The sequence below is a fragment of the Rhizobium sp. BK661 genome (assembly GCF_024808825.1).
Classification (GTDB): domain Bacteria; phylum Pseudomonadota; class Alphaproteobacteria; order Rhizobiales; family Rhizobiaceae; genus Rhizobium.
In genome coordinates, this window is sequence record NZ_JANTYT010000002.1 from 261,418 (window position 1) to 273,182 (window position 11,765).

Annotated in this window: 13 protein-coding genes and 1 tRNA gene; 2 read left to right on the forward strand and 12 right to left on the reverse strand. The window is 60.0% G+C overall.

Annotation, left to right across the window (positions count from 1 at the left end):
• Positions 1-11 precede the first annotated feature (11 nt).
• Positions 12-362, reverse strand: a complete 351-nt coding sequence (locus FHX16_RS07590) for a P-II family nitrogen regulator (protein WP_019280527.1) — start codon at positions 360-362, stop codon at positions 12-14.
• A 211-nt stretch (positions 363-573) separates the two neighbouring features.
• On the reverse strand, positions 574-1,458 hold the full coding sequence (gene tesB / locus FHX16_RS07595) for an acyl-CoA thioesterase II (RefSeq protein WP_183863762.1): 885 nt from the start codon (positions 1,456-1,458) through the stop codon (positions 574-576).
• Positions 1,459-1,543: 85 nt separating this feature from the next.
• Here tesB and FHX16_RS07600 point away from each other — a divergent pair, with 85 nt between their 5' ends.
• Entirely contained in the window at positions 1,544-2,758 is a 1,215-nt protein-coding gene (locus tag FHX16_RS07600; protein WP_183863763.1) for a ubiquinone biosynthesis hydroxylase, read from the forward strand.
• On the opposite strand, the gene FHX16_RS07605 is transcribed toward FHX16_RS07600, so the two are convergent.
• The 4 genes from FHX16_RS07605 to FHX16_RS07620 form a co-directional block, all read right to left on the reverse strand.
• On the reverse strand, positions 2,759-2,947 hold the full coding sequence (locus FHX16_RS07605) for a Trm112 family protein (protein WP_007794429.1): 189 nt from the start codon (positions 2,945-2,947) through the stop codon (positions 2,759-2,761).
• A gap of 9 nt (positions 2,948-2,956) precedes the next feature.
• Complete coding sequence (locus FHX16_RS07610) at positions 2,957-3,625, reverse strand: LON peptidase substrate-binding domain-containing protein (protein ID WP_016556679.1); 669 nt, start codon at positions 3,623-3,625, stop codon at positions 2,957-2,959.
• A 106-nt stretch (positions 3,626-3,731) separates the two neighbouring features.
• Positions 3,732-4,697 carry a thioredoxin gene (gene trxA, locus FHX16_RS07615; protein ID WP_259126904.1) on the reverse strand — a complete coding sequence of 322 codons (966 nt, stop codon included), beginning with the start codon at positions 4,695-4,697 and terminating at the stop codon, positions 3,732-3,734.
• 53 nt (positions 4,698-4,750) lie between these two features.
• Positions 4,751-5,260: a prolyl-tRNA synthetase associated domain-containing protein gene (locus tag FHX16_RS07620; RefSeq protein ID WP_183755118.1), complete on the reverse strand. Its 510-nt coding sequence runs from the start codon at positions 5,258-5,260 to the stop codon at positions 4,751-4,753.
• 251 nt (positions 5,261-5,511) lie between these two features.
• Here FHX16_RS07620 and FHX16_RS07625 point away from each other — a divergent pair.
• Positions 5,512-5,586: transfer RNA gene (locus tag FHX16_RS07625), tRNA-Gly, on the forward strand.
• A gap of 405 nt (positions 5,587-5,991) precedes the next feature.
• Here FHX16_RS07625 and FHX16_RS07630 read toward each other — a convergent pair.
• From FHX16_RS07630 to FHX16_RS07655, 6 genes are all read right to left on the reverse strand, one after another.
• Positions 5,992-6,801, reverse strand: coding sequence for a sulfite exporter TauE/SafE family protein (locus FHX16_RS07630; protein ID WP_183863826.1), 810 nt, complete (start codon positions 6,799-6,801; stop codon positions 5,992-5,994).
• Positions 6,802-7,090: 289 nt separating this feature from the next.
• Positions 7,091-7,273 (reverse strand): hypothetical protein, encoded by a 183-nt coding sequence (locus FHX16_RS07635; protein ID WP_183863765.1) that lies wholly within the window; start codon positions 7,271-7,273, stop codon positions 7,091-7,093.
• A gap of 114 nt (positions 7,274-7,387) precedes the next feature.
• The gene (locus FHX16_RS07640; RefSeq protein WP_183863766.1) at positions 7,388-8,437 is read right to left on the reverse strand and encodes an Ldh family oxidoreductase; all 1,050 of its coding nucleotides are present in this window, start codon (positions 8,435-8,437) and stop codon (positions 7,388-7,390) included.
• Positions 8,438-8,470: 33 nt separating this feature from the next.
• Positions 8,471-9,436 carry a hydroxyacid dehydrogenase gene (locus FHX16_RS07645; RefSeq protein ID WP_183863767.1) on the reverse strand — a complete coding sequence of 322 codons (966 nt, stop codon included), beginning with the start codon at positions 9,434-9,436 and terminating at the stop codon, positions 8,471-8,473.
• 77 nt (positions 9,437-9,513) lie between these two features.
• Entirely contained in the window at positions 9,514-10,503 is a 990-nt protein-coding gene (pdxA, locus tag FHX16_RS07650) for a 4-hydroxythreonine-4-phosphate dehydrogenase PdxA (RefSeq protein ID WP_183863768.1), read from the reverse strand.
• Positions 10,504-10,534: 31 nt separating this feature from the next.
• Positions 10,535-11,668 carry an iron-containing alcohol dehydrogenase gene (locus FHX16_RS07655; protein ID WP_183863769.1) on the reverse strand — a complete coding sequence of 378 codons (1,134 nt, stop codon included), beginning with the start codon at positions 11,666-11,668 and terminating at the stop codon, positions 10,535-10,537.
• Between the last annotated feature and the right edge of the window lie 97 nt (positions 11,669-11,765).

Here is an 11,765-nt window from a genome sequence, read left to right on the forward strand (position 1 = left end):
CTCTGCGGCTCTTACAGCGCTTCTGTGTCGGTTTCGCCGGTGCGAATGCGCACGGCGTGGTCGATCGAATAGACGAAGATCTTGCCGTCACCGATCTGGCCGGTCTTGGCAGATGAGGCGATGGCTTCGACAGCCTTGTCGACGAGTTCGGAGGCGACCGCGATCTCGATCTTGAGCTTCGGCAGGAAGCTGACCGCATATTCGGTGCCGCGATAAATTTCAGTATGTCCCTTCTGGCGCCCGTAGCCCTTCACTTCGGTCACGGTCAGGCCTTGGATGCCGATCGCCGTGAGGGCTTCGCGCACCTCATCCAGCTTGAACGGCTTGATAATGGCCATCACAATTTTCATCTGGTTTCCCATCCTTCGTTATCCTCGGCACGGAGCCGACTCTCCTTGCCGCTGACGTTCACGAACAGCGACCGGGACTAGACATTCAAAGGACGTGCCAGATTCGATCTGGCGATCTAATGGATTGAAAAATATATGTTATTTATAACGGCGCTAATAAACGGGCAATTGATTGCCCAATAATCGCTCAAAAAATGTTCAAATGAATGAATATGCCTACGATTTATTCAATTGCCCGTTTACGAATCAGCCCCTCCTGCGCCACCGACGCAATCAAGACACCGTCTCTCGTAAACAGGCTACCGCGGGTGAGCCCCCTGGCACCGGAAGCCGAGGGGCTGTCCTGGGTGTAGAGAAGCCAATCATCGAGTTTGGTAGGCCGATGGAACCACATCGAATGATCAAGGCTGGCCACCTGGATGCTCTGATCGAAAATCGACGTTCCATGCGGATGGAGCGACGTATCGAGCAGGGTCATGTCGGAGAGGTAGGCAAGAATGGCTGCCTGATAGTGCCCATCGTCGGGAACTGGCCCCGTCGCCCGAACCCAAACATGCTGCACCGGATCGAGCTTCTTGTCAGAGAAATAGTGCGTGAGCGATATCGGGCGAATCTCGATCGGCCGCTCGCGCTCCCAGTATTTCCGAATCGGCGCGGGCGCGTTGGCTAGAAACTGGGCCGCGATCTGCCGCTCATCGAGAAGCTTTTCCGGAACGGGCACGTCGGGCATGACGATCTGATGATCGAAACCAGGTTCCTCGATCTGAAACGAGGCCGACAGGGCGAAGATCGCTTTTCCATGCTGGATGGCGACGGCCCGGCGCGTATTGAAACTCGACCCGTCGCGAATCCTTTCCACCTGATAGACAATCGGCACGGAGGGATCGCCCGGTCGCATAAAATAGGCGTGCAGCGAATGCACGATCCTGTCGCGCTCCACCGTGCGCTGTGCCGCCATCAAGGCCTGCGAGATGACCTGACCGCCGAAGACGCGCTGCCAGCCAACCTGCGGGCTGCGACCCCGAAAGATGTCGACCTCGATCGCTTCGAGATCCAGCGTAGAAAGCAGGGTCTCCATCGCAGTCGGCTTTTCGGTGTCACGCGTCATTTTGTACGGCTCCGGGCGGTAGGAAGTACGGCAGCGATGATCTATATAGATCAATACGATATTCACAAGAAACGGAACGGAATCCATGCGGGACATGCTGGTTGTAGGCGCGGGTTATGTGGGGCTTTCCGCGGCCGTGGCGGTCAAGCAGGCAGCACCTCACCTCGATGTCGCGGTTGTCGAGGCTGCCCCTGCCGGCGTATGGCAGAAGGACATGCGCGCCTCGGCCATTATCGCCGCCGCGACCAGGATGCTCGGGGTTTTCGGCATCTGGGATGAGATCGAGCCCGACGCTCAGCCGATCAGCAAGATGATCGTCACCGATTCCAAGACATCGGATCCCGTACGTCCGGTCTTCCTGACCTTCGATGGCGAGGTGGAGGATGGACGGCCGTTCGCACATATGATTCCGAATGTCGTGCTCGTCCGGGCGCTGCGTGGCGTATGTGAACGGCTTGGGATCGAAATTCATCACGGCTTTAGCGCGACCGGCCTCTCCATTGCCGATACGCATGCGACAGTCACCGCCGCGGATGGTAGCGTGCAGGAAGCCCGGCTGGTCGTCGCCTGCGACGGCGTCCGTTCACACCTCAGGGACCTGGCGGGCATCAAGACCGTCTCCTGGGACTATGGGCAGTCCGGGATTGTCACGACTGTCGAGCATGAGCGCCCGCATCACGGTTGCGCGGAAGAGCATTTCCTTCCGTCCGGACCGTTCGCCATCCTGCCCCTGAAAGGCAACCGTTCCTCGCTCGTCTGGACTGAGCCGACGCCGGAGGCAAACCGTCTCGTCACATCCGACGATCTGATTTTCGAGGAAGAGCTGGAGCGCCGCTTCGGTCACAAGCTCGGTGCATTGAGGGTTGCCGGCGACAAACGCGCCTTCCCGCTGGGGCTGACGCTTGCACGGGCTTTCGTAGCTCCACGTGTGGCGCTCGCCGGCGATGCGGCGCATGGTATTCATCCGATTTCAGGTCAGGGCCTCAACCTCGGCTTCAAGGATGTCGCCGCCCTTGCCGAAACCGTCGTCGAGGCCGATCGGCTTGGCCTTGATATCGGCTCGATCAACATACTGGAGCGCTACCAGGCGTGGCGACGCTTTGACACCTTCCGGATGGGCGTCACCACCGATGTGCTGAATCGGCTTTTCTCGAACGACGTAGGGCCACTGCGTATCGCCCGCGACTTTGGCCTCGGGATCGTCGATCGGCTGCCAGGCCTCAAATCGTTCTTTATCGGGCAGGCAGCCGGCACGACCGCCAAGGACAACCCCCGCCTGCTCGCGGGACAGACGATCTAGTCAGTCGTCCAGCCCGCGCGCCTCGGAGACCAGCATGATCGGAATGCCGTCACGGATCGGATAGGCGAGACGCGCCTTCTCCGACACGAGTTCATTGTGCTCGCGATCGTATGTTAGCCGGCCCTTGGTCAGGGGGCATACCAATAGTTCCAGCAGTTTCGGGTCAACGCGGCTGAGCTTTTCGTCCATGTCTCAGCTTTACTGCAGAACGGTGTCCGAGTCACCGAAGACGCGTGCCAGCACGATCTCGGTGATCGCGATCAGTGTTTCCGCGCGTGTTTTCAGATCCGGTGCCTCCAGTAGCGCTTGCTTCTCCGCCGGTCCAAACGGAGACATCATCGCCAGCGAGTTGACGAGCGTCAGATTGCTGGCGCGCTCGACACTTTCCCAATCCGCCTCGAGCTTGTTCGCATCGAGATAGGCCTTGAAGGCGGCCAGAAGCGCGGTCCGATCAACCGCATCTTCCTCGTCGCGTGCCGAAAGATCAGCAATGAACGGCGCAATGCGGAAGGTTCGGAACGGATTGTGGGTTTCCCGCTCCTCCAGCAGCCGAAAACGGCAAATGCCAGTCAGGGACACGATGTAGCGACCGTCGCCGGTCTCGGCAAAAGAAGTGATGCGTCCGAGGCACCCAACCGGCGCCAGATTAGCCTCGCCCTGCCCTTCCTGGTCGCCCAGCGCGGGCTGGACCATGCCGATCAATCGATTGCCTGATAAGGCCGCATCGAACATGGCAAGATAGCGCGGCTCGAAAATATTGAGAGGTAACTGCCCTGTCGGCAGCAGCAGCGCACCGCCCAGCGGAAAGACCGCGATCGTATCAGGCAGATCACCGGGTTTCAGATATCGTGCATTCCCCACTTGCATAGAGACTGGTCCTGCATTACCGGCGGGCGCGACACGCCCGCACAAACGGAAATGTGGTGCCCGCCTCTAAAAACGCAAGGGCGACGAATCGAAACTGGAGTCTGAATTACGAAAACAGCATCGCCGAAAGCTTGCGGCGTGCCGAAACCGTAGCCGGATCCTTGAAGCCCCAGACGTCGAAGAACTGCAGCAACTGGCGCCGCGCGCCGTCGTCGTCGAAGCCACGGTCCTTGCGCATGATGTAAAGCAGGTGATCTGCCGACTCGTCACGCCGGCCCTCGACGTTGCGGATCTTGGCAAGCTTCAAACGCGCTTCATGATCGTCGGGATTTCGCGCCAACTCCTGCTCCAGGGCTACGGGATCGCCGAGCTTGCGCGCCTCCTCGATCTGATCGAGCTTCTTCGAGACCGCCTGGATGGCCGGATCCTTCGCCATTTCCTCCGGCAGTTCGGTTAGCGCCTCGCGCGCACGCTCATGCTGGTCGGCGGCTATCATGCACTCCGCCATTCCCGCCAACGCCTTGGCATTCTCGGGATCGGCCTGCATGACAGCACCATAGAGCTGCGCGGCACCGTTGATATCGCCTGAAGCCAGCAGCTCGTCGGCCTCCTTGAGAACGCCCTCGATTTCTGCCGCCTGGTCGGCGCCGGCCGGACCGGCGATCCGATCGATGAACTGGTTGATCTGGCTCTCTGGCACTGCGCCCATGAAGCCATCGGCGGGGCGACCGCCAACGAAGGCGATCACGGCCGGGATCGACTGGATACCAAGCTGCCCGGCAATCGAGGGATGGTCATCGATGTTCATCTTGACCAGCTTGACGCGCCCCTGCGCTTCGTTGACGACCTTTTCCAGGACCGGCGTCAGCTGCTTGCAGGGACCGCACCACGGTGCCCAGAAATCGACGAGAACCGGCTGGTTGCGCGATTCCTCAATGACATCCTTCGTGAAATTCGCAGTCGTCGTATCCTTGATATAGCCGCCCGCGCCGGGTGCCGGCGCTGCCCCGTAGTTTGCCGTTGCCGTCATCTGGCCCAAGGAATTGCTGTAAGGATTGTCGTTGCCGCTCATGGATATCTCCCGCCGTGCCGGTCAGCCGGCTTGTGTAGCGCTAAAATCGTATGTCAGGACGTCACTTTCAAGACAAGCGGCTTGTGTCCTGTTGCTTCCATAAAGCGAATAAGGTCGCTGCTGGCAATCGATGTCGTGGCATCGTTCGACAGCGGATGACAGTTGATGATCTCATCCTTCATCAGATCGGCATCGAGAACGAATGTGACATGTCCGCCTGTATCGTTGATGGCCCCAAAAGCCGTAACCGCCCCCGGAACAACGCCCAGATACTCCATCAGCTTTTCCGGTTTCCCGAATGAGACCTTGCTGGAAGCGCCGATCAGCGTATGCACCGTTTTCAGATCCACAGCTGCATTCTCTTCTACCGTCAGCAGGAAGAACTGATCTTTCTTGTCCTTCACAAAGAGATTTTTGGTGTGGCCCCCGGGAATTTCATCGCGCAGTGCCACCGATTCGGCGACCGTGAAGACCGGCGCATGATCCTTGGTGCTGTGCTTTATCTCCAGGCCGTCAAGGAAAGCAAAAAGGTCATTTCTGGTCTTCGGCGTCACATCGGTCATCGTAAAATCCGTGGGTCTGAGAGCGACAAGGTGCCTGATTACGGTCCGCGATCGCCTTTTGCAATGTTCGTGGTTGACGCTTGGCCCTGCATTTGCGGCACTTCCGATGTCTTCGAACGAGGCCCGGAAATTTTTCTTCGAAATTCCGTCATTTCCCTGTTGCATTTGAAAATCGTTTGGGCGATATAGCGCCCGTCGCCGCAAGGTGGCGCCCACGGTCCTCACAACTACCCCGGACCGGTGCGGATTGAGCGGGTGTAGCTCAGGGGTAGAGCACAACCTTGCCAAGGTTGGGGTCGAGGGTTCAAATCCCTTCGCCCGCTCCAAATTTCCTCGAATAAGTCAACATCTTAAGACCTCGCTTGTCGAGGAGCCAATTCGGGCTTTTGGCCGTGTCGCCACCGGAAAGACGGCGCAGCGTAACGGCACCTCAGTACCCAACCGACTCACGACGGGCTATACCTTGCTTGCGCTGCCGGGCTTCTGTGGCCGAATGGAGCCATGTCATGGAAGAACAAGGTCACGACGGGTGGGGATTTTATCGGCACGGTTTCTTTGTGGGAAGGGGGCTCCTTTTAACAACGCCGCCCCCATCCCGCCGAAGCCCCCCCGCAGGGGCGGGAGCCAATCAACCCCTTCTTACTACTGCTCGGGGGTGTCAGGTTCCGGCGCTGGTGGGCGCTTACTCTTAGATTTAGATTCCTTACGGGGGAGACAGGGCTTTGTCGGAACTAGCGGTGTCGCCAGACCTTGAGGGCGGAAACCAGCAGGATCAAAGCAAGAGCTGGGAGCAGGAAAGCGTTGGGCACGATGCCGAGCAGCTTGCCGCCGATGAAAGTTCCGACGATCGACCCAGCTGCCATGACGAGCAGGAAAAGCCGGTTGCGCCCAAGAACGGAAAAACTTTGGTCGCGGCTGTAGCGCGTGAAACCGACAAGCATTGTCGGCAGGCTCACTGCAAGGGAGATAGAGCCAGCTAGCTTGATGTCTGCCCCGAATAATATCACCAAAGTCGCGACTAGAAGTTCACCGGCCGCCACACCAAGCAGCGAGGCAACTGTCCCGATGACGAAGCCCGCGAGGACCCCCGCGACCAGTTGCGCGCCCCCCGTCAGAAGCGGCTGCCCAGCCGCTACGTCACGCCCAACTACCAACACGATCGCGAATTCTACGAGCAGAATGGCGATGACTTTGTACAACGTGTCGGACTTTAGACGCGTAGCCAAACCCGCTCCGAACCATGCGCCTAAAAGGCTTCCGGCGAGGAGATTGACGATGATAGGCCAGCTTGCCGCAATCGTGCCGAAAGGAACCGTTGCCGCCCGAAACAGCAATGCCGATGCAACGACAACGAGGCTCATGGCCTTGTTGAGAATGATTGCTTCCAAAGCCGGAAAATTGAAAAGGCCAATCAAAAGGGGCAAGCGAAACTGACCACCACCGAGGCCGATCAGTCCAGCGAATGCGCCGATGACACCTCCACCACCTAAAGCCATCGGAAGGTTGCGTGATTGCTGCGCAATAGAGGTGTCGTCCGTCATCATCCAAGCTCCGCGAAAATCTCACCTCTTGTAGTGGTAGCTGGATGTCGTCAGTTGGGCTACTGCGCGTTTGGTCCTCGCCCGACCGCAAACTGCGCCTCCCACTCCGAAACGGAAAGCTCAAGAACACGCGTTGGTAGTGATGATGACTTATGGATAATCTAAAGTTTCTGTTTAGCCTCCAGGCCCAACAACTTTGCCTGTCCCATGATCGCGGCGACCATGCCACCCGCGTTCCTGCCCTTTCCGCAATACCGGTATGGTCGGTCCTTAGATCCTCGAAGGGCGGTCAGCGGATTTTAGTTGCGGGCGACGTCCAGGCATTTTCCGCGGCTTTCTTTGCCAGCGCAAGGTCGCGCTCATCCCGCTGCTCGGCGTTGTCGCGAACCGTTTCGGCCTGCCGGTCGGCAATGTAGGGTGCCAGCATTTGCTCCAAATGAGCCGCTGTCAGTCCGCCTGCAAAGCTCCTCATCTCTTCCCTCGCCCTGTTTACCGTTTGTAAACATTTAGCGGGTCACAGCGCTGATCGAAATGGTTCGATCGAACTCTCCCCGTGCTTTTTCGGGGACAAGACAAGCGCCCGAGACTAGGGGGTGGCCACCCCTAGCCGTTCGGCATGCGGCGCAAGTGAGGTCATGATATTGGGGTGGAGCATGATCCCTTCAGCGAGAGCCTCGCGCTTGCGGGCCAGCCCGTTTTCTCCCGGCAGCCGAACGCGCGCAACACCCGGTCGCGGGGGATTGCTGCGGCATGCCTCGGCAAGCCAGCCCGTCTGCCGTAGAAAGGCATCGCGGCCACCAAAAGCTTCAGGGTCGAAAACCTGGACGGTGACTGCCGCGTTTGTCCCCTTCAATTCGTCGACACGCCCAAGACCGCCAAGCCCCTGCGTGAAGGCCTCGACATGAAGCGCCATGCCATAGCCCTTCTGGCCATGATCGAGCCCTCCCACCGGCATAAGCGTGCCGCCACGGTCGATCACCCGCGGATCACGGCTGGGCTCGCCGTTCTCATCCATCAGCCACTCGTGCTCATATTGCCGGCCCTCGCGCACCAACCGCTGCGCCATGTTGACCGTCGTGATCGAAGCGCTGATATCGATCAGGATGGGATCGCCGGGCGTTGGGATGCCATGGGCAACCGGGTTGGGAGTATAGACACCCTTTCGTCCGCCGAAAGGCGCGACCTGTCCACCGGATGGGCTGGAGCTTGCGATGCTGACCATGTAGCCGCGATCCGTGGCGATGGTGAGATAGGCGGCGAGACAACCGATATGATGACTGTCGGCGATCGCGATCGTGGCTGTGCCGTAGGTGGCAGCGCGCTCGCAGGCGAGTTTCACCGCTTCGGATGTCAGCCACGCACCGGGAAGGCGGCGCCCACGCCAGGCAACGGCTGGACCACGATCCGACAGAATATCCGGCACGCCCTCACGGTTCATCACACCATCGGCGATGCTTTGCAGATACCAGCCGGCCAATGCCAGGCCATGCGTCGTGTGGCCCATCAAATCGGCTTCGACGAGATAGTGCGCAACGGCGCCCGCCTTTTCCTCCTCAAGTCCGGCGGCGCCAAACAAGGACTGCGCAAACATGCGCAACGTATCCGGTGCATAGCGGATATCGGGAGCCTCGCCCATGTTGTTCTCCATCATTTGGCGGCAGCGAGCCGGTCAGCGCGCGAGAAAGCGGGGTTCCAATGTCTTGCCATCGAACGCCGCAAGCACGTTCTCGGCAGACATGATCGACACGGCGCGTTTCGCGTCGAGGGTGACGCCGGCGACGTGCGGGGTCACCAGCGTGTTCGGCAGTCGGAATAAGGGATTGTCGATGCCGGGCGGCTCGACGGCGAAACTGTCCAAACCGGCCCCGGCGAGGTGCCCATCTTCAAGCGCGGAAATCAATGCCTTCTCGTCGACCACTTCGCCTCGCGCCGTGTTGATCAATAGCGCGCCCCGCTTCATCAGCCTGATGCGACGAGCATCGATGAGGTTTTGTGTCTCCGGCGTCAACGGACAGTGGAGGCTGACAATGTCGGAGTTCGCAATGAGTGTATCCAGGTCGGTTTCGCGGGTGACCCCATCGTGAAACGCGTGACCGGGCGTATGTGGATCGAAGGCCGAGACGATCATGCCGATGGCGCCCGCCATACGGGCGAGCGTCTGGCCGATGAAGCCAAACCCGACAAGACCAAGCCGCTGGCCGCGCAACTCGCGCCCGTTATATTGGTTCTTGTCCCAAATACCGTCCCGGATGAGCCTGTCCTGGCGCGGCAAGTCCTTGACGAGCGCCATGATCAGCGCGAGCGCATGCTCGGCGACCGAGTGTCCGTTACTTCCCGTCGTCATCGACACGGGGGTGCCGAGCGCTGCGGCCGCCTTCACGTCGATGTCGTTCGTTCCGACCCCGTGCTTGGCGATGTGTCGGAGCCTTCCCCCCGCCTGCATTTCCTCAGCCCCAAGCAAGTCGGCGAGCAGACGCACGATGACTGCATCCGGCTTGTGGGCTTTCATAACCTCAATGACGGCCTGCCGGTCGATGTAGGGCGGCGTGGAGATGACGCGTACTCCGGCATTTTCCAAAAGCGCCCGGCCTTCGGGCGCCAATTCGCCACCAAGAATGACAACAGTCTTTTCCATTCGCTCAACTCCTCCAGCGAGCAAAGCAGCAGGCGGCACACCACGGCACGGCCAACAACCCCGCAAGAACCGACGCGCTAAGCCGCCCGCCGGCGTGGAGACCGCGCCATCAACCGCGCATAGGCGATGGCTGAAAGCATATTCACGTGGTTTGCCTTGCCCGTGCCGGCAATATCGAAGGCCGTGCCGTGGTCGACGGACACGCGATCGATCGGCAAGCCGAGTGAGACGTTGACCGCCGTGTCGAATGCGATGAGCTTGATCGGAATATGGCCCTGGTCGTGATACTGCGCGATAACAAGATCGAAGGCACCATTATAGGCACGCGCAAAGACCGTGTCGGCCGAGATCGGACCAACGACATCGATGCCCTTCGCCTGCGCCAGTTCGACGGCAGGCGCGAGGAATTCACTATCCTCGGTGCCGAACAGGCCGTTCTCGCCGCAGTGCGGGTTGAGACCGGCAACCGCGATCCGCGCCTTTCTGCCAAGGCGCATGAAATGATTGTGCCCCGCCTCGATCGTTGCGAGAACGCGCTCGGTCTTGGCGCGTTCGATAGCGCCCTTCAGCGAGATATGGGTAGAAACGTGGATGGTGTTCAGCCGCTCCGAAGCGAGCAGCATGAACGAGCTCTTCGAACCGGTGAGATGCGCCAGCAGGCCGGTGTGGCCGTCATAGTGATGGCCGGCGAGATTCATCGCTTCCTTATTGATCGGCGCGGTAACGATGACATCGGCGTTGCCTGACATCGCAAGATCGACGGCACGGCTGATGTAGCGCACCGACGCGTCACCCGCGACTGGACTGACCTTGCCGATCTCAGGCAGCGGCGCACCAAGCTCGACCTCGTCGACGGCAATCTTGCCCGCGCCAGCTGCATCCGCCGGCGCGAAGGAAAGCCCGGTTGCGGCGGCGCGATTGGCGCGCTCGAGCGCTTCCGTGTTGCCGACGATGACGAAATCGCGACGCTCCTGCTCCGGCATCGTGGCAAGCGCCTTGACAATCACCTCGGGGCCGACACCGGCCGGATCGCCGAGCGTCACGGCAACTTTCGCATTCCTGTCCATCACTCACGGTCCTCTTTGAATGAAAGCGGCCTCAAAAAGCGGCTTGGTAGATCGAGCGGATATCGGCGCGCGACAGGTCGCGCGGGTTGTTGTCCAGCAGGCGACGGATCGCAAAGGCATCGTCAGCCATCGCATCCAGATCACTTTCCGGCACGTCGAGGCCAGAGAGTTTCATTTCAATCCCGAGTTCGGCGCAAAAGGAATAGGCGGCATCGAAAACAGATTCGATATGGCCTGAAGTCTGGCGACCCAATGCTTCCATGATGATATTGGTCTTCTCAGGCACCGCCGGCGTATTGAAGGCGAGCACATGAGGGAAGATCAGCGCATTTGCCGCGCCGTGCGCCACATGCCAACGCGTACCGAGCGGATAGGCGAGAGCGTGACCACCAGCGGTATTGACCGGGCCGAGACAGAAGCCGCCATACAGGGAGGCAAGCGCCAGGCCGGCACGCGCCTCGGCGTCGGAGCCATCCTGAACGGCGCGAGCAAGATACTTGCCGACCAGCCGCGTTCCTTCGATCGCATAAAGGTCGATCATCGGATGCGCCTTGCGATTGGTGAAAGCCTCGACACAGTGCGCCATCGCGTCGACCCCGGTTGCCGCGGTCGTGCGCGCAGGCACGCTGAAGGTCAGCGCCGGATCGACAACCGCGATATCGGCCAGCATGTGCATGCTCTCGACGGCAAGCTTGGCCATCGTCGTGGGGTCGGTGACGAGGGCCCTGATGCCGGCCTCGCTGCCGGTGCCTGATGTCGTCGGCACCTGAGCTAGCGCAACGCGGCGCGGCCCCCTGACTTTGTTCGGCCCGACAACTTCATGCAATGTCTGCGAGGAACCGGCAAGCACTGCGGCAAGCTTGGCAAGGTCCATGGCACTGCCGCCGCCGAAGCCAACCACCAGTTGGGCGTCTGCTGCATTTGCCACGGCCAACACCTTGTCGAGATTGGCAGTATCCGGCTCTGGGGTTACATCGGCAAACACCGTGACGTCGCCCTTGAGGGCAAGCGTATCGACGCGCGTCGCGTTGAAGGCGTCGGAGATAACGAGAATCCTGCTGTAGCCTTTCTCGTTGGCCCACTTGCCGAGCCGCTCTGCCGTGCCGACGCCGAACTCGATCAGGTGCGGCCGGACGATTGTGATAGGCGAATCCAAGCTGACCACTGGACCACTCCTCCGTGCAAGTGCTGGCGACTTATCTCCGTCGCATAAGATGTAAATTTGTTATACAAAGCTACTGCATTTGGCAAGCAGTCAGATC